The 20,096-nt window shown below is 76.3% G+C and carries 4 protein-coding genes and 1 pseudogene; 1 reads left to right on the top strand and 4 read right to left on the bottom strand.

Annotated elements, in window-relative coordinates:
• Nucleotides 1-208: 208 nt before the first annotated feature.
• The gene (locus GVV04_RS26650; RefSeq protein WP_201754206.1) at nt 209-3,064 is read left to right on the top strand and encodes a helix-turn-helix transcriptional regulator; all 2,856 of its coding nucleotides are present in this window, start codon (nt 209-211) and stop codon (nt 3,062-3,064) included.
• A gap of 63 nt (nt 3,065-3,127) precedes the next feature.
• On the opposite strand, the gene GVV04_RS26645 is transcribed toward GVV04_RS26650, so the two are convergent.
• The 4 genes and pseudogenes from GVV04_RS26645 to GVV04_RS34575 all read right to left on the bottom strand — a co-directional run bounded on the left by GVV04_RS26645 (nt 3,128) and on the right by GVV04_RS34575 (nt 20,090).
• Nucleotides 3,128-3,970, bottom strand: a complete 843-nt coding sequence (locus GVV04_RS26645) for an ABC transporter permease (protein ID WP_161691690.1) — start codon at nt 3,968-3,970, stop codon at nt 3,128-3,130.
• Nucleotides 3,967-5,001, bottom strand: a complete 1,035-nt coding sequence (locus tag GVV04_RS26640; protein WP_161691688.1) for an ABC transporter ATP-binding protein — start codon at nt 4,999-5,001, stop codon at nt 3,967-3,969. Before GVV04_RS26640 ends, GVV04_RS26645 begins: the two co-directional genes overlap by 4 nt.
• Nucleotides 5,002-5,089: 88 nt before the next feature.
• Nucleotides 5,090-10,618 (bottom strand): annotated as a pseudogene (locus tag GVV04_RS34580) (type I polyketide synthase); the annotation flags it as partial.
• Nucleotides 10,619-10,643: 25 nt separating this feature from the next.
• Nucleotides 10,644-20,090 (bottom strand): type I polyketide synthase, encoded by a 9,447-nt coding sequence (locus tag GVV04_RS34575; RefSeq protein ID WP_161691684.1) that lies wholly within the window; start codon nt 20,088-20,090, stop codon nt 10,644-10,646.
• Nucleotides 20,091-20,096: the final 6 nt, after the last annotated feature.

Raw genomic sequence — 20,096 nt, 5'->3', positions numbered from 1 at the left:
CACCCGACCCGGTGCCAGACTCGCCTGAGCATTCCGGTCCGCTCGCTGGGGAGCGCGGTCCGGAAGGGAACTTACAGGTCCACCCGGCACGGCTGCCCGGTGCGCCGCACCCCTATCCGGCGCGCCGGCTGGGGGCGGTGAGGGGGCTGCCGCGCGGCTCGGGAGGGGCGGTGTCGGTCAGCACCGGTAACCCGGTTCGGCGCCGCGTATGAGAAAGGCCGACCGAGTGGTGCTGGTGCAGCGGGACGAACAGATCGCCTTGCTCCGGAGGGCGTTCCGCGCCTGCGAGGAGCAGCAACGCGGACACGTGGCGCTGGTGACGGGCGCGGTGGGAAGCGGCAAGACGAGTCTGCTGGAGACGCTCGACGAGTGGGTGGTGGCCGCCGGGGGGCGGGTGCTCAACGCGGCCGGTTCGCGGGCGGAACGCGGACTCCGCCTGGGGGTGTTGGAGCAGCTGTTCCACAGCGCGCGGTTGGACCAGGAGGCGGCCGACCGGGTCGAGAAGCTGATGCGGGACGCCGCCTTCGCCGTACCGCTGCCGGAGCCCGGCGGTGAGGGGGTCGCCTCCGGGGAGCAGGTCTGGGCGCCCCTGCTGCACGGCCTGTTCACCGCGTTGCTCGACCTGACCAGGTCCGGGCCGCTGGTCCTCACCGTCGACGACATGCACCACGCGGACCCGGCCTCGCTGCACTGCCTGCTCTACGTCACCCGTCGGCTGCGGCACGCACGGATCATGATCGTGCTCGCCGAGGCGTCGACGCTGCGCCCGTCGCACCCGCTGTTCCGGGCGGAGCTGCTCAGCCAGCCGTACTTCTCCCGGATCAGCCTGCCGCCGCTGACCGTCGACGCCGTCGCCCGGCTGATCGGCGGCGGCACCGAGGCCGCGCAGGCCCGCGAGACGGCCGAGAGCCTGCTCAGCATGACCGGCGGCAACCCGCTGCTCACCCGGGCCCTGATCGACGAGCGGGGCCGGGTCGAGTCGGCCGACGGCGCCACCCCCGACCCGACCGCCGGCGACGGGTTCGACCAGGCCGTGCTCGGCTGCCTCTACCGGCACGAGCCGGGGGTGCGCCGGGTCGCCCAGGCGTTGGCGGTGCTGAACCGCCCGGCCCCGCCGGAGCTGCTCGGTCACCTCCTCGACGTGGTGCCCGAGTCCGCCGTGCCGGCGGTGCGGGTGCTGCGCGCGTCCGGGCTGATGGAGACCGACCAGCTACGGCACCCGCGCATCCTGCGCTCGATCCTGGCCGACATGTCCCCCGAGGAGCGTCGGGCCCTGCACCAGCGCGCCGCCGAGGTGTTGCACGAGCACGGCGCCGAGCCGGGGGTGATCGCCGAACACCTGGTCGCCGCCGGTTGGGCGGACGGCGCCTGGGTGGTGCCGGTGCTCTCCGACGCCGCCGGGCAGGCGCTGGCCTCGGGCCGCCCGGACCTCGCCGCCGCCTGCCTGCGCCTGGTCGGCCGCGCCGAGGTGGACGAGCAACAGCGCAGCACCACCACCGCGATGCTGGTCAACGCCCGCTGGCAGGTCAACCCGCTGACCGCCAACGGGCACCTGGCCGAGCTGGTGCAGACCGCGCGGGCTGCCGGGTGGTCCACCACCGCGGCCCTGTCCGCCGTGCCGTACCTGCTCTGGCAGGGCCGGGTGGACGAGGCCACCGAGGCGGTCAGCGGCTTCTCCCCCGACGACGACCACGGCGCCGCCACCGGGGCCGCCAGCCGGCTGCGGGCGATGCAGCTGCTGGTCTCCCTCTCCCACCCCGATCATCTGGCCACCGTCCGGGAGACCCCGAGCACCTGGAGCCGGGCGGCGACCGCGCCGACGACGATCAGCCCGCAGTTGCAGGCGGTGACCGTGCTCGGCACGGCGCTGATGCCGACCGCCGAGAACGACACCGTGGCCACCGCCGAGCAGCTGCTGCAACGGCACCACACCGACGACGGGGCGCTGGGCCTGCTCACCGCCCCCCTGCTGGCGCTGCTCTGGGCGGGCCGGGCCGACCGGGTGACGGTCTGGGGGGACGTGCTGCTCAACCGGCCGGCGGCCCGGCACGCCCCGGTGTGGCGGGCGATCGTGCGGGCGGTGCGGGCCGAGGCGGCGCTGCGCCTGGGTGACCTGCCGGGCGCGGAGCACCAGGCCCGGACGGCGCTGGCGGACCTGCCCGCCCCGGCGTGGGGGGTGGCGATCGCCGGCCCGCTGGCCACGCTGATCGGCTGCGCGACCGAGGCGGGCCGGTTCGCCGAGGCCGACCGGTGGCTGGCCCACCCGGTGCCGGCCGGCATGCTCCGCACCCCGCTGGGTGTGCACTACCTGGCCGCCCGGGGCCGGCACCACCTGGCCATGGGCCGGCCGCACGCGGCGACCACCGACCTGCGCCGGTGCGGCGAGCTGGTGCGCGCCTGGGGCGTCGACGTCGCCGGGCTGGTGCCGTGGCGACTGGAGCTGGCCCGGGTGCAGCTCAGCGTCGGCAACAAGACGCAGGCCACCCAGCTGTTGCAGGAGCAACTGCGGGGCGCCCACGGGGTCGACGACCGGACCCGGGGGCGGTCGCTGCGGCTGCTCGCCACGACCGCCGCCCCGGACCACCGGCGCAAGCTGCTCTCCGAGGCGGTGAACCTGCTGCAGTCCTGCGGGGACCGGCTGGAGCTCGTCCGGGCCCTCGGCGACACCGGCCAGACGCTGCAACGGGCCGGCGACTCCGCCCGGGCCCGGCTGCTGGTCCGCCGGGCGTACCAGCTGGCCCAGGACTGCGGGGCGTCGGTGCTGGCCCAACGGTTGATCCGGCGGGAGCCGGGCGGCGGGCTGCCGGCGTACCAGGCGAGCACCGAGCCGCAGGAACCGGACGACGGCCTGAGCGAGGCCGAGCGGCGGGTGGCCGCCCTGGCCGCCCAGGGACACACCAACCGGCAGATCTCCAGCAAGCTGTTCATCACGGTGAGCACCGTCGAGCAGCACCTGACCCGGGTCTACCGGAAGCTGGACGTCAAGCGACGCACCGACCTGCCGGCCCGGCTCATCGCGTTCGCGGAGCCGCTGGCCGAGGAGGCGCAGGGCGCGGCGTCCTGACCGGACGGCGAGAGGGGCGCCGGGTGGTCTCCCACCCGGCGCCCCTCTCGCGTACGCGTACGGCTAGTCCATGGATCTGCGCAGGAAGCCGCGGGTCCCGATCGCGGTGGCGACGACGAACACGCCGGCGAGGACGACCAGGTCCAGCCAGAGCGGCACCGACTCGACGCCGGGCGGGGCGACCAGCGACCGGGTGGCCTCGCTGACGTAGGTCAGCGGGTTCACCGCGCAGATCACCTGGAACCAGGGCAGGGAGTCCAGGGCCCGCAGCGGGAACTGGGTGGCGCCGGTGAACATCAGCGGCGTCATGATCACGGTGAACATGATCTGGATCCGGTGCGGCGGGACCAGGGTGCCGAACGTGAGGCCCAGGGCCGCGCCGACCAGCGCGCCGGCCGCCAGCACCACGATCACCTTGAGCGCCGTCAGCACGGGCCAGGTGACCCCCAGCATGAGCATGCCGATCGGGATCAGCACCAGGCCGGCGATCGTGCCGCGGATGGCCCCGAAGATGATCTTCTCGAAGGCGACCAGGGGGATCGCCAACGGGGAGAGCAGCCGGTCCTCGATCTCCCTGGTGAAGGAGAAGTCCATCACCAGCGGCAGGGCGGTGTTCTCCAGGCCGATCAGGAAGGCGTTCAGCGCGATGACGCCGGGCAGCAGGACGTTGGCGAAGTCGTTGCTGGCGTACCCCAGCTCGCCGAGCACCTTGCCGAAGATCAGCAACATGAACAGCGGCTGGATGAAGACCTGGGCCAGGAACGCACCCAGCTCGCGGCCGGTGACGAACAGGTCCCGCGTGAGCACCGCGCGGAACGTGGCGAGCTGGTCCAGCCAGCGCACGGAACGAGGCGCCGTGAACGCCCGCGTCGGCGCGGACGGGGCGGCGGGGGCGGTGACGCTCACCGAAGTTCCCTTCCGGTCAGGTGGATGAAGACGTCTTCCAGGCTGGGCTGGCCGATGCTGAGGTCGCGGACCTCGCAGCCCAGGTCGCTGAGGATTTTCAGCGCCATCGGCACGGCGTGGGCCGGCTGGGTGCCGGTGTAGACCCGGAAGGACAGGGTGGCGTCCGGGTCGGCCGGCGCGGCGGGCACGGGCATGGGCGGCATCCCGGGGAACGCCGGCATGCCGCCGCCCGCCCCACCGCGCAACTGCTCCACCCGCTCCACGTCCGCGATGTTGCCGAGCGCGGCCTGCACCTCCTCGGCCGGCGCGCCGGCGCCGACCACCAGGGTCAGCGTGCTGCTGCCCGGCAGGGTGCGGGTCAGCGCGGCGGGGGTGTCCAGGGTGAGCAGCTTGCCGTGGTCGATGATGCCGACCCGGTCGCAGAGCTTCTCCGCCTCGTCCATGTCGTGGGTCGTGACCACCACGGTCACGCCGTCCCGCTTCAGCTCGGCGATCCGGTCGTGCACGAACAGCCGCGACTGCGGATCGAGGCCGCTGGAGGGCTCGTCGAGGAAGAGCACCCGGGGCGAGTGCATCAGCGCCCGCGCGATCATCGTGCGCTGCGCCAGGCCGCCGGAGAGGAAGTCGGTGCGGAGCTTGGCGAACTCCGTGAGACCCATCTGCTCCAGCAGCTCGTCCGCCCGCCGGTTGCGCTCGGCCCGGGGCACGCGGTGGTACGCCGCGTGGAACACCAGGTTCTGCCGGACGGTCAACGCCCGGTCCAGGTTCACCCGCTGCGGCACGACCGCCAGCAACTGCCGGGCCACGGCCGGCGCGCCGATCACGTCCGCGCCACAGACGGTGGCCCGCCCCGAGGTGGCTCGCACCCGCGTGGTCAAAACCCCGATCGTCGTCGTCTTGCCCGCGCCGTTCGGCCCGAGCAGACCGAAGACCTCACCAGCGGTGACGGTGAAACTCAGTCCGTCCACCGCCGGTGGCATGCTGGGCTGGTACTGCTTGACCAGCTCCGTGACCACCACTGCCTCGTCCACGTCGTCATGCTCCCGTCCAGGTCATCTATGGGACAGATACGGATCTTTGAATAGGGGGCGTTAGGGGGAACCGCAGGGGCGCGGGCCCTCACAGGCCGTGCCCGGCCAGCCACCCCTGTAGGCTCGCGGCCAGCTCCGGGCCCCGGTCGGCGACCATGCTGAAGTGGTCGCCGGCCGCGTCCACCGTCTCGTGCGGGTACGGCCACCGGGACCGCCAGCCGTCGGCCTCCCCCGTCCACTGCCCCAGCGGCTCACTGGCCCGCACCAGCAGGGTCGCCGACGTCATCGGGGCGGGCTGCCAGTCCAGGAACAACGGCAGGTACCCGGCCCACGCGGTGGTCCGCCAGTCGTCCATCGGGGTGTACGCGCTGTCCCGCTCGGTCATCCCGTCGAGCAGCTCCGGCACCCAGCCGCCGAGCACCTCGCTGTCGGCCGGGTAGGTGTCCATCAGCACCACGGCGGCCGGCGGCCGGCCCTGGCGGTCCAGCTCACGGGCCAGCACGTTGGCGACCATCGCGCCGCCGGAGTGCCCGCCCAGCACGTACGGGCCGTCGCCGACGGCGCGCAGCACCGTGTCGGCGTGCACCCGAAGCAGGGCGTCCAGGTCGGCGGGCAGCTCCTCGCCCGCCCCGAAGCCGGGGTTGGGCAGCGCCCAGACGTCGCGCAGGCCACGGAAGCCGGACGCGAGCCGGGCGTACTCGTGCGCGCCGGAGAGCAACGACATGGTGCAGCAGAAGACCAGCGACGCGCCGCCGCCGCCCTCGGCCAGCCGGAGGATCCCGGCCGGCCGGGAGAGCTGCCCGGGGTCGGTGAAGGACGGCCGGAACTGGGCGAGCTTGACCAGCAGCTCGGCGTACCCGGCGGCGTCCTCGCGGGCCTTGGGCTGGTTGAACAGCCCGCCGAGCAGCCCGCCGCCGCCCGCCCCGCCGCCGTCCCCTGCTCCGGTCGCCGCGTCGCCGGCCGCGCCGAGGAGCTGGCCGAGCAGGTGCCGGGCCAGCGCCGTCGGGGTGGGATGGTCGAACAGCAGGGTCGCGGACAGCTCCGCCCCGGTCTCCTGGCGCAGCGCGTCGCGCAGCTCCAGGGCGGTCAGCGAGTCGAAGCCGAGCTCCAGGAAGTCCCGGTCGGCCTCGATCGCCCCGGGCGAGGCGTGCCCGAGCACCGTGGCCACCCGCGCCCGGATCAGGTCCAGCAGGATCCGCTGTCGGTCCGCGGCGGTGCTGCCGGTCAGCCGGGTCAGCAGCGCCCGGGCCGGGTCGCCGGCGTCGCCCCCGGCCGACCCGTCCGCCGCGGCGGCGGCCGTCGCCTCGGGAACGCCGCGCAGCAGCGGGCTGGGCCGTACCGCGGTGAAGGCCGGCACGAACGCGGGCCAGTCGATGTCGGCGACGGCGAGCTGGTCGTCGCCCCGGCCCACGGCCTGCTGCAACGCGGCGAGGGCCAGCCCGGCGTCGAGCGGTCGGACACCCCGGCGGAGCAGCTGCCCCGGCTCGGCAACCTCGTCGGCCCACGGCACCCAGGCCAGCACGGTGGCCGGCCGGCCGGCGGCCCGGCGGCGGGCCGCCAGCGCCTCCAGGCCCGCGCCGACGGCGGCCGTGACCGCCGCGCCGCCACCACCCCAGGTGGCGGCGGTGGAGGTGAAGACCACGAACTCGTCGACGGGCCGGCCGGCGCAGGCGGAGTCGAGCTGCTCCACGGCGGCGACCCGGGCGGCGACGGCGGCGGCCAGCTCCGCCGGGTCCAGGCCGGCGACCGGCTCACCCGCCCCGCCGGCGTCGGCGACGTGGACGACCGTGCGGACCGGGTGGCCGTCGGCGGCGAGCCGGTCCAGCAGGTCGGGCAGCGCGGCGGGATCGCCGGCACCGGTGACCTCGACGCCCCGCCCGGTCAGCTCGGCCACCGCCCCGGCGGGCAGGGCCGACCCGGTGAGGAGCAGGTGCGCCGCGCCCCGGTCGGCGAGCCAGCGCAGCACGTGCGGGCCCCGCGCTCCGGCCGCGCCGTCGACCAGCACCGCTCCCCTGGGACGCCAGTCCTCGTCGTCGGCGGCGGGGCCGGTCGGGGCGGGTTCCAGCCGCCGCGCGTACACCCCGGTGGGCCGGACCGCGAGCTGGTCCTCGTCGCCCCCGGCCGCGACGAGCCGGGCCAGCGCCGCGAGGGCGGCGTCGTCCGGCTCCGCCGGCAGGTCGACCAGGCCGCCCCACAGCCGCGGCATCTCCAGGGCGAGCACCCGGCCCAGACCCCAGACGTACGCCCCGGCGACGCCCGGCGCGGGGTCGTCCTGGTCGACGGCGACGGCTCCCCTGGTCACGCACCACACCGGCGCGCCGCCGTCGGCCGCGCCCAGGGCCCGCACCAGCGCGGCGGTGCCGGCCAGCGCGCCGGTGCCGGCCAGCGCGCCGGTGCCCGCCGAGGCGCCCGCCGCCAGCGCGCCGGTGCCGGTCGAGGCGCCCGCCGCCAGCAGCGACACCACGGCCGACGGGGCGTCCCCGGCGGGCAGGACGAGGTCGCCGGGGTCGTCGCCCACGGGCACCAGCACCGGCGACAGGCCCTCGGCGCGCAGCGCGGCCAACACGGGGTCAGCGTCCGCGCCGGTCGGGGCGACCACCAGGCAGGGGCCGGTCGGCGGGGCGGCGGCGGTCGGCGGGGCGATCCGCGTCCAGCCGGCCCGGTACCGCAGGCCGTCCAGCTCCGTACGTCGACGCTGCCGACCCCGGTACGCCCCCAGGACGGGCAGCAGCTCGGCCAGGGCGTCCCGCCGGTCGCCGTCGAGGCCGAGGACGGCGGCCAGCGCGGCGGGCTCGTCGGCCTCGACGGCGGCCCAGAAGTCCCCGTCCACGGGGTCCGCCGCCGGGGGCGGCACGAAGTGGAACCCGGGCGGCTCCGGCCAGTACCGCTCGTGGTGGAAGGCGTAGGTGGGCAGGTCGACGCGGGCGGCGTCGGTGCCGGTGAACAGGGCGGGCCAGTCCACGGCGGCGCCCCGCAGGTCCACGGCGGCGAGGGCGGCGAGCAGCCCGGCCGCCTCCGGCTGGTCCCGGCGGGCCACCGGCACGAAGGCCGTCGCGTCGGCGTCGGGCAGGCACTCCCGGCCCAGCGCGGTGAGCGCGCCGTCCGGGCCCAGCTCCAGGAAGGTGCCCACCCCGGCGGCGGCCAGGGTGGCGACGCCGGCGTGGAAGCGCACCGTGTCCCGCACGTGCTCGACCCAGTAGCCGGGGTCGGTGGCCTGCTCGGCGGTGAGCACGTCGCCGGTGCGGTCGGAGACGACCGGCAGCCTCGGCGGATGCCAGGTGACCTTCTCGGCGACCACCCGGAAGTCGGCGAGCATGGCGTCCATCCGGGCGGAGTGGAACGCGTGGCTGACCCGCAGTCGGCGGGTCCGCCGGCCCTGCGCGGCGAGGCGCTCGCCGGCCGCGAGCACGGCGTCGGCGTCGCCGGAGAGCACCACCGACGCGGGGCCGTTCACGGCGGCCAGGGCGACCCGGTCGCCGAGCTGCGGCGCCACCTCGGCCTCGGACGCCCGGACCGCCAGCATCGCCCCGCCGTCGGGCAGGGCCTGCATCAGCCGGCCCCGGGCGGCCACCAGGGTCGCCGCGTCGGCCAGCGACAGCACCCCGGCGACGTGCGCCGCGGCCAGCTCGCCGACGGAGTGCCCGAGCAGCTGCTGCGGGCGCAGCCCCCACGCGGTGACCAGCCGGTAGGCGGCCACCTCGTACGCGAACAGCGCCGGCTGGGTGAACTCGGTGCGGTCCAGCAGGGCCGCCTCGGGCGAGCCCGGGTCGGCGAAGACGACCTCGCGCAGCGGGCGGGCCAGGTGCCGGTCGAGTTCGGCGGCCACCTCGTCGAAGGCGGCGGCGAACACCGGGAACCGGCGGTGCAGCTCGGCACCCATCCCGGGGCGCTGCGCGCCCTGACCGGTGAAGAGGAAGGCGAGCTTGCCGGCCGGGCGGGCCACCCCGCGTACCACGCCGGGGGCCGGGTGGTCCTCGGCTACGGCCCGTAGGCCGGCGCGCAGCGCGTCGCCGTCCGCGCCCGTCACGGCCGCCCGGTGCGGCAGGGCCGCCCGGGTGGTGGCCAGCGAGTACGCCACGTCGGCCGGGGTCAGGTCGGGGTGGGCGGTCAGGTGGTCCAGCAGTCGGCGGGCCTGCCCCGCGAGCGCCGGCGCGGAGCGGGCGGAGACGATCCACGGCGCAGGCGGGGCGGGCGTCCCGGCGGGGCGGTGAGGCGGCACGTCGGCGGGGTCGGGCTGCTCGATGATGGTGTGCGCGTTGGTGCCGCTGACCCCGAACGCGGACACCCCGGCGCGGCGCGGCTGCCCGGTTTCCGGCCACGGCATCGCCTCGGTGAGCAGGGACACCGCCCCGGCGGACCAGTCGACGTGCGGGGTGGGCCGGTCGACGTGCAGGGTGGACGGCAGCGTCCCGTGCCGCATGGCGTGGACCATCTTGATGATGCCGGCGACCCCGGCGGCGGCCTGGGTGTGGCCGATGTTCGACTTCACCGAGCCGAGCAGCAGCGGCCGGTCCGCCGGCCGGTCCCGCCCGTACGTGGCGAGCAGCGCCTGCGCCTCGATCGGGTCGCCGAGGGTGGTGCCGGTGCCGTGCGCCTCCACCACGTCGACCTGGTCGGCGGTCAACCCGGCGTTGGCCAGCGCCTGCTTGATCACCCGACGCTGGGAGGGGCCGTTGGGGGCGGTGAGCCCGCTGCTGGCCCCGTCCTGGTTGACCGCGCTGCCGCGCACCACGGCGAGGACCCGGTGGCCGTTGCGGCGGGCGTCGGAGAGCCGCTCGACGAGCAGCATGCCGACCCCCTCGGACCAGCCGGTGCCGTCGGCGGCGGCGGCGAACGACTTGCACCGCCCGTCGGTGGACAGGCCACGCTGGCGGGAGAACTCCACGAAGACCGTCGGGGTGGCCATCACCGACACCCCGCCGGCCAGCGCCAGGGTGCACTCGCCCAGCCGCAGCGCCTGGCAGGCCAGGTGCAGCGCGACCAGCGACGACGAACAGGCGGTGTCCACGGTGACCGCCGGGCCCTCCAGCCCGAGGGCGTACGAGATCCGGCCGCTGGCCACGGCGGCGGCGCTGCCGGTGCCGAGGTACCCCTCGACGCCGCCGCCGACCCCGGACAGCAGGGCCGCGTAGTCGCCCTGGCTGCTGGTCGCCGCGTACACGCCGGTGGGTGCGCCGCGCAGCGTGGTCGGGTCGATCCCGGCCCGCTCGAACGCCTCCCACGCGGCCTCCAGCAGCAGCCGCTGCTGCGGGTCCATGGCCAGCGCCTCGCGGGGGCTGATGCCGAAGAACGCGGGGTCGAAGTCGCCGGCGGAGTAGAGGAACCCGCCCTCCCGCACGTACGAGGTGCCCCGGCTGTCCGGGTCGGTGTCGTACAGGGCGTCGAGGTTCCACCCCCGGTCGTCGGGGAACGGCGCCATCGCGTCGGCCCCGGCGGCGACCAGGTCCCAGAGCTGCTCCGGCGAGCGCACGCCGCCGGGGAACCGGCAGCTCATCCCGATGATCGCCACCGGTTCGGTGAGCGTGGCGGCGAGCTGCTGGTTCTGCTGCCTGAGCTTCTGGTTGTCGAGCAGGGACGCGCGCAACGCGCTGACGACCTCGTCCAGTGAGACGCTCATCGGGGGCTCCTTGCGGCCAGCAGGGTCACGAGTCGGAGCCTTCCAGTGCCATCCGGACCAGACCGGCGACGTCCAGTTCGCGGATCTCGGCCTCCGGCGCGGCCGGGGCGGCCACCGGCGCGTCCGCGACCGGTCCGGCCGCGCGGGCCAACTGGAGCAGTTGGTCGAGCAGCCCGGCCTGGCGTAGCTGGTCCAGCGGGATCGCGGCCAGCACCCGGCGGATGGACTCCTCGTCGCCGTCGCCGCCGGCCGCCGCGCCCGCGTCGGGGAAGAGCTCCTCGTAGAGGTGGTCGGCCAGGCCGGCCGCGGTCGGGTAGTCGAAGACGACCGTGGTGGGCAGCTCGTGCCCGGTCGCCGCGGTGAGCAGGTTGCGCAGTTCCACGGCGGTCAGCGAGTCGAAGCCGAGGTCGAGGAAGCCCCGGTCGGTCTCGATCACGTCGCCGGAGGAGTGGCCGAGCACCTTCGCCGCGTCCACCCGCACCATCTCCAGCAGCGCCGCCCGACGCTCCTCGCCGGGCAGCGCGCGCAGCCCGGCGAGCAGGTCCCGGGTCGCCGGCGCGGCCGGGGCGGGGCCGTCGGTGGCGGTCTCCGTCAGGGCCCGCACGGCCGGCAGGTCGGCCAGCAGCGGGCTGGGCCGCAGCGAGGTGAGCAGCGGCTGGAAGGTGGACCAGTCCACGTCGGCGACGGTGACGCAGACGTCCCCGGCGGCGAGGGCGTGCCGCAGCCCGGCCATCGCCACCCCCGGCGGCATCAGCCGCAGGCCCCGGCGGCGCAGCTGCTCCGGCGCGTCGTGGGCGAACATGCCCGACTCGGTCCACGGCCCCCACGCCACCGAGGTGGCCGGCAGGCCCCGGCCGCGCCGCTGCTCGGCCAGCGCGTCCAGGTACGCGTTGCCGGCGGCGTACGCGCCCTGCCCGCCGCTGCCCCACACCGCCGCGATCGACGAGAAGAACACGAACGCGTCCAGCTCGACGCCGTCGAGCAACTCGTCGAGCAGCTCCGCGCCCGCCAGCTTCGGGGCGATGACGTACGCGAGGTCCTCCAGGGTGGTGTCGGCCAGCGGCACCACCTCGCTGACCCCGGCGGCGTGCACCACCGCGCGCAGCGGCGGGCCCTCCCGCCGCAGCTCGGCGACGAGGTCGGTCATGGCGTCCCGGTCGGCGGCGTCGCACCGGGCCACCCGGGCGGATACGCCGAGGGCCTCCAGCTCGGCGAGCAGCTCGGCCGTGCCGGGGGTGTCGACGCCGCGCCGGCTGGTCAGCACCACCCGCTCCGCGCCGGCGCCGGCCGCCCAGCGGGCCACGTGCCCGCCGAGCGCCCCGGTCCCGCCGGTGATCAGCATGGTGCCCCGGGGTTGCCACGGCGCGGGCTCCCCGGCGGTGACGGCCGGGGCGAGCCGGCGGACCAGCACCCCGGAGTCGCGGACGGCGAGCTGGTCCTCCCCGACGTCGCCGGTGAGGATGCCGCCGAGCCGCATCGCCGTCCAGCTCCCCAGGGTGGCGGGCAGGTCGACCAGCCCGGCCCAGCGGGCGGGCTGTTCCAGCGCGGCCACCCGGCCCAGCCCCCACAGCATCGCCTGGCGGGGGTTGACCGGCACGTCGCCGACGCCGACCGCGCCCTGGGTGACGCACCACAGCCGGGCCGCCGCGTCGGTGTCGGCGAGTTCCTGGAGGAGCTGCACGGTCGCGGCGAGGCCGCGGGGCAGCACCGGGTGCTCGGCGTGCGGGGCCTCGTCCAGGCCGAGGAAGGACAGGATCGACAGCGTCCCGTCGGCCGCGGCGAGCGCCTCGCCGAGCACCTCGGCGAGCTGGCCGCCCAGCTCGTCGGGGTCGGCGTCGGTGTCGACGGGCACGATGGTCACGTCGCTGCCGAGGGTCCAGGTGCAGGCGTTCAGGTCCGGGTCGTCGACCCGCTCGGCGGGCAGCAGCACCAGCCAGGGGCCGGGATCCTGCTCCGTCGGCGTGCCGGCCAGCGGCTCCCAGACCGCCCGGTACCGGGCGCCGTCCACGAGGGAACGTTCCCGTCCGCGCCGCCGCCACGCGGACAGGGCCGGCAGCACCGCCCCGAACGGCTGGTCGCGGTTCACGTCCAGCTCGCGGGTCAGCGAATCGAGGTCCTCGGCCTCGACCGCAGCCCAGAACCGGCGTTCGACCTCGGTGCTGTCGTCCTCGACGCGGGCGAGGGCGGCCCAGTCCGGCGGCTCCGGCCAGTAGCGCTGCCGGTCGAACACGTACGTGGGCAGGTCCATCGGTTGGGCGCCGGTGCCCTCGTACAGGGCGGACCAGTCCGGGGAGACGCCGTGGGTGTGCAGCGCGGCGACGGCCCGCAGCAGGGCGGCCGGCTCCGGCCGGTCCCGGCGCAGCGTCGGCACGACCAGCGGGGCCCGGCCGCCGGCCGGGGCGCCCTCGGCGAGGACTGCCTGGGCGAGGGCGGTGAGCACCCCGTCCGGGCCGATCTCGACGTACCCGGTGCAGCCCTGGACCCGCAGGGCCGTGACGGCGTCGGCGAAGCGCACGGCGTCACGGGCGTGCCGCACCCAGTACGCCGGGCTGGCCACCTCCGCCGCGTCGACCACCGCGCCGGTGACCGTGGAGACCATCGGCACGGTCGGGGTCCGCTGCTCCAGCCGGGCGGCGACGGCGGCGAGGTCGTCGAGCACCGGGTCCATCAGCGGGCTATGGAAGGCGTGGCTGACGGTCAGCCGCCGGACGCGTACGCCCCGGGCCGACCACTCGGCGGCCAGCTCCTCGACGGCGTCGCCGGCCCCGGACAGCACCACGGCGGCGGGGCCGTTGACGGCGGCGACGGAGACCCGGTCGGCGCGGTCGCCGAGCGAGGCCAGCACGTCGGCCTCGGCGGCGGCGACCGCGAGCATCGCCCCGCCGTCCGGCAGCGCCTGCATGAGCCGGCCCCGGGCGGCGACCAGCTCGGCGGCCTCGGTCAGGCTGAGCATCCCGGCGGCGTGGGCGGCGGCGAACTCGCCGATGGAGTGCCCGGCGACCGCGTCGGGGCGGATGCCCCACGCCAGCAGCAGCCGGAACAGCGCCACCTCGACGGCGAACAGGGCCGGCTGGGTGTACTCGGTGCGGTCCAGCAGCTCCGCGTCGGCGGTGCCGGGCGAGGCGAACAGCGCCGGCCGCAGCGGCCCCGGCAGGTGCGGGTCGAGGGCGGCGCAGACCTCGTCGAGGGCGGCGGCGAAGGCCGGGAACGCGGCGGCCAGCTCGCGGCCCATCCCGGCCCGCTGCGCGCCCTGCCCGGAGAACAGGTACGCCACCTTCGGCCGGGGCGCGACCGCCCCGGTGACCACCAGCGGGGACTCCTCGCCGGAGCCGAGGGCACGCAGCCCGGTGCGCAGCGCGATCCGGTCGGTGGCGAGGACGACGGCCCGGTGCTCCAGCGCGGCCCGGGACACCACGGACGACCAGCCGACGTCGACCATCGGCGGCGCCTCCGGCCCGGTCACCAGGTCGGCCCACGGGCCGGCCTGGGCGGCCAGCGCGGACGCGGTGCGCGCCGACAGCAGCACCGGCACCACCGGCAGCCGGTCCGGGTCCCCGACCGGCTCGGCCGGCACGGGCAGCTCGGGGGCCTGCTCCAGGATGGTGTGCGCGTTGGTGCCGCTGATCCCGAAGGAGGAGACGGCGGCCCGCCGGGGGCGGCCGGTCACCGGCCAGGTCCGCCCCTCGTCGAGCAGCTCGACCGCGCCGACGCTCCAGTCGACCTGGTCGGTCGGCTCGTCGACGTGCAGGGTCTGCGGCAGGTAGCCGTACCGCAGGGCCAGGACCATCTTGATGATGCCGGCGACCCCGGCGGCGGCCTGGGTGTGCCCGATGTTGGACTTGATCGAGCCGAGCCAGAGCGGCTGGTCGGCCGGCCGCTCCCGCCCGTACGTGGCGAGCAGGGCCTGCGCCTCGATCGGGTCGCCGAGCCGGGTGCCGGTGCCGTGCGCCTCGACGGCGTCCACCTCGGCCGGGGTGAGGCCGGCGTTGGCCAGGGCCTGCCGGATCACCCGCTGCTGCGAGGGCCCGTTCGGGGCGGTGAGGCCGTTGGACGCGCCGTCCTGGTTGACGGCGCTGCCCCGGATCACCGCGAGCACGGGGTGGCCGTTGCGCTGGGCGTCGGAGAGCCGCTCGACCAGCAGCACGCCGAGGCCCTCGCCCCAGCTCGTGCCGTCGGCGGCGGAGGCGAACGCCTTGACCCGGCTGTCCGGGGCCAGGCCCCGCTGCCGGCTGAAGCCGACGAACACCCCGGGGGTGGACATCACGGTGACGCCACTGACGAGGGCGAGGGAGCACTCCGCCTGGCGCAGCGCCTGGCAGGCCCAGTGCAGCGCGACCAGCGACGAGGAGCAGGCGGTGTCCACCGAGACGGCGGGCCCCTCCAGCCCGAGGGTGTACGACACCCGGCCCGACAGCACGCTGCCGGCGTTGCCGGTCATCAGGTGGCCCTCGGCGCCCTCGGCGCTGTACATCAGGTTCCGGTAGTCCTGGTAGTTGGTGCCGACGAAGACGCCGGTGGGGCTGCCGCGCAGCGCCTGCGGGTCGATCCCGGCCCGCTCGATCGCCTCCCAGGACGCCTCCAGCAGCAGCCGCTGCTGCGGGTCCATGGCCAGGGCCTCGCGGGGGCTGATGCCGAAGAAGCCGGCGTCGAAGTCGGCGGCCCCGGCGACGAAGCCGCCCTCCCGGGCGTAGCTGGTGCCCTCGTTCTCCGGGTCGGAGTCGAACAGCCGGTCGAGGTCCCAGCCCCGGTCGGTGGGGAACTCGCCGATCGCGTCGCCGCCGGCGGCGAGGAGCTGCCACAGCCGCTCCGGGTCGTCCGCGCCGCCGGGGAGGCGGCAGCTCATCGCCACGATGGCGATCGGGTCGTCGTCCACCGCCGGGGCGGCCGGGGCGGGGGCGGTCACGGCCTGGGCGACCCCGGTGAGCAGCTCGTCCAGGTGCGCGGCGAGCACCGTCGGGTTCGGGTAGTCGAAGGCGAGTGTCGCGGGCAGCCGCAGGTCGGTGGCGGTCGCCAGGAAGTTGCGCATGTCCACGGCGGTCAGCGAGTCCAGGCCAAGGTCCCGGAAGGGCCGGGTGGTCGGGATGTCGTCGGCCGCGCCGTAGCCCAGCGCGGTCGCCGCGCACTGGCGGACCAGTTCCAGCAGCGCCTCGGCGCGTTCCGCCGGGGTGAGCCCGGCGAGCCGGCGGGCCAGCGCCCCGGACGGGGCGGCCGACTCCTCCTCGGTGGCCTGCGGCGTGGCCTCCCGGGCCGCCTCGCGCACCTCGGCGAGGTCGCCGATCAGCGGGCTGGGCCGGACCAGGGTGAACGCGGGGGCGAACCGGCCCCAGTCGATGTCGGCGATCAGCGTGCTGGTCTCGCCCCGGCGCAGCGCCCGGGCCAGGGCCTCGACGGCCAGGTCGGGATCCATGCCGACCATGCCGCCCCGGCGCAGCCGCTGCTGGGCGCGCTCGTTGTCGGCGGGCAGGCCGGCGCCGCTCCACGCCCCCCAGGCCACCGAGAGGGCGGGCAGGCCCTCAGCCCGGCGGCGCTCGGCGAGGGCGTCGAGGAAGGCGTTCGCGGCCCCGTACGCGCCCTGCCCGGCGTTGCCCGTGGTGCCGGCGACCGAGGAGAACAGCACGAAGGCGTCCAGGCCCAGGTCGCGGGTCAGCTCGTCCAGGTGCGCCGCGGCAGCGCACTTGGGGGCGGCGACGGTGTGCAGGCGCTGCGGGGTGGTGGTGTCCACGATGCCGTCGTCGAGGACGGCGGCGGTGTGCAGCACGGCGCTCACCGGGGCGTCCCCGTCGACGGTGGCCAGCAGGTCGGCGAGCTGCGCCCGGTCGGTCACGTCGCAGGCCGCGACGGTGACCCGTACGCCGAGGTCGGTCAGCTCCGCCTCCAGCTCGGCGGCGCCCGGGGCGTCCGGGCCGCGCCGGCTGGCAAGCAGGACGTGCGCGGCGCCGGAACGGGCCGCCCAGCGGGCCAGGTGCCCGCCCAGGCCGCCGGTGCCACCGGTGATCAGCACGGTGTCGCGCATCCGCCAGCCGTCGTCCGCCGGCTCGCCGGACGCGGTCGGCTCGGGACCGGTGATCCGGGTGAGCCGGCGGGCGAAGACCCCGGTGTCGCGGACGGCGAGCTGGTCCTCGCCGCCGTTGTCGCCGAGCGCCGCGCAGAGCCGCACCCCGGTCCCGGGGTCGAGGACGTCCGGCAGGTCGACCAGGCCGGCCCAGCGGCCGGGGTGTTCGAGGGCGACCGCGCGGCCGAGGCCCCAGACGGCGGCGGCGGCCGGGCTCGGCGCCGGGTCTCCGGCGTCGACGGCGACGGCCCGCCGGGTGGCGCACCACAGCGGCGCCTCGACGTCGAGCGATCCGAGCGCCCGCACGAGCAGGACCGTCCCGGTTACGCCCAGCGTGGTGGCGGGGTGTTCGGGGTGCGCCCGCTCGTCGAGCCCGAGCAGCGACAGCACCGAGGCGGGGCCGTCGGGCAGCGCGGCGCTCAGCAGGTCGGCCAGCGCCGCCGCGTCGGTGGTGGTGGTGTCCACCTCGACGGGTACGGCGTCCACGCCGACGCTGCCGAGCGCGGAGAGCACGTCCCGGACCAGCGGGTCCTCGCCCAGCCCGGCGGGAACCGGGACCAGCCAGGTGCCGGCGAGCCGGTCCAGTGGCAGGTCGGGCAGGGCGTCCCAGGTGACCCGGTAGCGCCACCGGTCGATGTCCGGCTCGTCGTCTGCACGGGCGAGGAAGAGCGGCGGCGCGGGCCAGTACCGGTGGTGGTCGAAGGCATACGTGGGCAGGTCGACGGTCGCCGTGGCGGCGAGGACCTTCGTCAGGTCGACAGGCAGGCCGATGGCGTGCGCGGTCGCCAGGTTCGTCAACAGCCGGGTCGCGTCGTCGTCACCCCGACGCAGACTGCCCAACGTGTGCCCGGTCGTACCGGCATCGTCCAGGATCGCCGTCACCGGCATCGTCAACACCGGATGCGGGCTGATCTCCACGAACGTGGAATGCCCCGCCGCGACCGCCACCCGGATCGCCGCGTCGAACTGCACCGTCTGCCGCAGGTTGTCGTACCAGTACTGCGCGCCCATGGAGGCCGGATCCACCCAGTCCCCGGTCAACGTCGACACCAACCGGACGTGACCGGCCTGCGGGGTCACGCCGGCCAGATCCGCCCGCAACCGCTCCGCGACCTCCTGCACCGACACCGAATGCGACGCGTAGTCCACCGGAATCAACCGGGCCCGGATACCGCCATCGATGCACGCCTGGACGAGGTCCGCCACCGGCTGCGGCGGCCCCGACACCACCACCGTGGCCGGACCGTTCACCGCCGCCACGCCCACACCTGGGAAGCCCGGCAGCCGCTCGGCGACCGCCTGCGCGGACAGGTCCACCGACGCCATCGCCCCCGTACCCCGCAGCGCGGCCAGGGCACGGGAGCGCAACGCCACCGTCTTCGCCGCGTCGTCCAGGGACAGGATCCCGGCGACACACGCCGCGCCGATCTCACCCTGCGAATGCCCGACGACCGCCTGCGGCACCACACCCGCGTGCCGCCACACCGCCGCCAGGGCGACCCCGACGGCCCACAACACCGGCTGCACCACCTCGACCCGGTCCAACCACGACTCGTCGCCACCCGTCAACACCGCGACCAGATCCACGTCCAGGTACGGGGCCAAAGCCCGCTGACACTCCGCCAGCCGCGCGTCGAACACCGGCGTCCGACCGATCAGACCCGCCGCCATCCGCGCCGACTGCGCACCCTGACCCGGGAACACGAACACCGGACCCGCGCCCGGACCCGCCGCCGCCCCGGAGACCACGTTCCCGGCCGGCGTACCCGCGCCGAGGGCGTCCAGGCCGGCCAGCAGCTCGTCGACGGTCGAGCCGAGCACGGCGGCCCGCTGCTCGAACGTCGACCGGGTGGCCGTCAGGGACCAGCCCACCGCTGCCGCGTCGAGGCCCTCGTGGGCGCGCACGTACGACGCCAGGCGGGCGGCCTGGCCGGCCAGGGCGGCCCTGGACCGGGCCGACACCGGCCACACCGACACGCCCGAGGCGACCAGCCCCGGACCCGTGGCGGGAACGGCGACCGGCTCGGCCGGCTCGTCGTCGGCCTGCTCGATGATCACGTGCGCGTTGGTGCCGGAGATGCCGAACGAGGAGACGGCGGCCCGCCGGGCCCGGCCCGTCTCGGGCCACGGCCGCGCCTCGGTGGTCAGCTCCACCGCGCCGGCCGTCCAGTCGATGTGCGGGGACGGCGCGTCGACGTGCAGGGTGGCGGGCACGATCCCGTGCCGCAGGGCCAGCACCATCTTGATGATTCCGGCGACGCCGGCCGCCGCCTGGGTGTGGCCGATGTTGGACTTGATCGACCCGAGCAGCAGCGGCGCGGCGTCGCCCCGGTCCTGCCCGTAGGTGGCCAGGAGCGCCTGCGCCTCGATCGGGTCGCCCAGCGTCGTGCCCGTGCCGTGCGCCTCCACCACGTCCACGTCGGCCGTGGACAGCCGGGCCGAGGCGAGGGCCTGGCTGATCACCCGCTGCTGCGCCGGCCCGTTCGGCGCGGTCAGGCCGTTGGACGCGCCGTCCTGGTTGACGGCGGATCCCCGGACCACCGCGAGGACGGGGTGGCCGTTGCGGCGGGCGTCCGACAGCCGCTCGACCATCAGCCAGCCGATGCCCTCGGAGAACCCGGCGCCGTCGGCGGCGGCGGCGAAGGACCGGCACCGCCCGTCCGGGGAGAGGGCGCGCTGTCGGCTGGAGCCGATGAAGAGGCCGGGGGTGGCCATCACGGTCACCCCGCCGGCCAGGGCCAGGTCGCACTCCCCCGCCCGCAGCGCCTGCACCGCGAGGTGCAGCGCCACCAGCGACGACGAGCAGGCCGTGTCGATGGAGACCGCCGGACCCTCCAGCCCGAGGGTGTACGACACCCGGCCGGACGCGACGGCCGCTGCGCCCCCCGTCATCGAGTGCCCCTCGTCGCCGTCGGGCGACATCATCAGCAGGGTGCCGTAGTCCTGCCCGTTGGTGCCGACGAACACCCCGGTCCGGCTGCCGCGCAGGGTGGCCGGGTCGATCCCGGCGGCCTCGACCGCCTCCCAGGACGTCTCCAGCAGCAGCCGCTGCTGCGGGTCCATGGCGAGCGCCTCGCGGGGCGAGATGCCGAAGAAGCTGGCGTCGAAGTCCCCGGCCCCGTCGATGAACCCGCCCTCCCGGGCGTACGAGGTGCCCGGGTGGTCGGGGTCGGGGTGGTAGAGCCGCTCCGGGTCCCAGCCCCGGTCGGTGGGGAAGGGCGCGATGGCGTCCCGGCCGTCCCGCAGCAGCTCCCACAGCTCGTCGGGGTTGCGCACCCCGCCGGGCAGCCGGCAGCTCATCGCCACGATCGCCACCGGCTCCAGTTCCTGGGACTGGACCTCGCTGAGTCGGCGGCGGGTGTCGTGGAGATCAGCCATGACCCGCTTGAGGTAGTCGCGGAGCTTGTCTTCATTGGCCATCGGGGT

The organism is Micromonospora rubida (genome assembly GCF_009908295.1).
Lineage (GTDB): Bacteria > Actinomycetota > Actinomycetes > Mycobacteriales > Micromonosporaceae > Micromonospora > Micromonospora rubida.
Note: the sequence above shows the minus strand (reverse complement) of the source record. Positions and strands in the feature narration are given on the sequence as shown.

Bases quoted from the DNA above. Each gene is read 5' to 3' on its own strand.
- GVV04_RS34575 (WP_161691684.1), bottom strand. From the start codon at position 20,090: ATGGCCAATGAAGACAAGCTCCGCGACTACCTCAAGCGGGTCATGGCT.
- GVV04_RS26650 (WP_201754206.1), top strand. From the start codon at position 209: ATGAGAAAGGCCGACCGAGTGGTGCTGGTGCAGCGGGACGAACAGATC.